At 27.8% G+C, this 849-nt stretch carries 1 protein-coding gene; it reads left to right on the top strand.

Annotated features, from left to right (window positions below):
* Nucleotides 1–15 precede the first annotated feature (15 nt).
* Nucleotides 16–849 (top strand): glycosyltransferase (locus ACNKXS_RS07425; RefSeq protein ID WP_417920326.1); only part of this gene is annotated, 834 nt, incomplete at its 3' end.

Here is an 849-nt window from a genome sequence, read left to right as displayed (position 1 = left end):
AATTGCGAAGTCATTATGAGAATCTCATTAGTACTTTATGTTTACCCTGGTATTGAAAAATATCTTGAAATATTAATTGATTCTATAAATTACCAAACTTTTAAAGATTTTGATGTTATCATATTTAATGATAATTTGGAAGATGTAAACCAATTGTTTAGAAACCTACAGATGCATAGCACTGTAATTGAAGTTGAGGGGTCTATTAATGAAATTAGGTTTAATTCATTAAAAGATATTGATACATACGGTTCTGAATATATTATTTTTCAGGATGCCGATGATTTTTTGGCCGAGAATAGAATTGAAGCAAATTTAAAAGCATTAGAAGATTACGATTTAGTTGTTAATGATTTGACGTTGGTCGATACTAAGTCCCAAGTAACGGAAAAGTCTATTTGGGCATGTAGATTGGGTAATCGATTGGAATTTAAAGAGTCTTTTTTAAAAGATAAAAATATTGTTGGTCTAGGAAATACTGCAATTAAGAAATCTTTACTTATTGATTCAAGATTGCGGTATTCAAAATCACCTTTGGCATTCGATTGGTTTTTGTTTTATCAAATTTTTGATCTAAATAAATTAAATGCGGTATTTATATCAAATACGTCAACTTATTACAGGCAGCATCAGGAAAATATTGCGGGAATAAAAAAATTAGATCATAATCGGTTAAAGCATGTTTTAGATGTTAAAATTGCACATTATACTGCTCTTATTAGCATAGGGTTTGATTTTGAAAAAGAATTAGATAGTTTAAGAAGTATAAATATTGAAATACTTGATTTCGCTGAAATTAAATTTTTTAAAGAGGATTTTAATTTCTTATGGTGGGAAGAGTCGAATATT

It is taken from the genome of Christiangramia marina (assembly GCF_048285865.1).
Taxonomy (GTDB): domain Bacteria; phylum Bacteroidota; class Bacteroidia; order Flavobacteriales; family Flavobacteriaceae; genus Christiangramia; species Christiangramia marina.
Note: the sequence above shows the minus strand (reverse complement) of the source record. Positions and strands in the feature narration are given on the sequence as shown.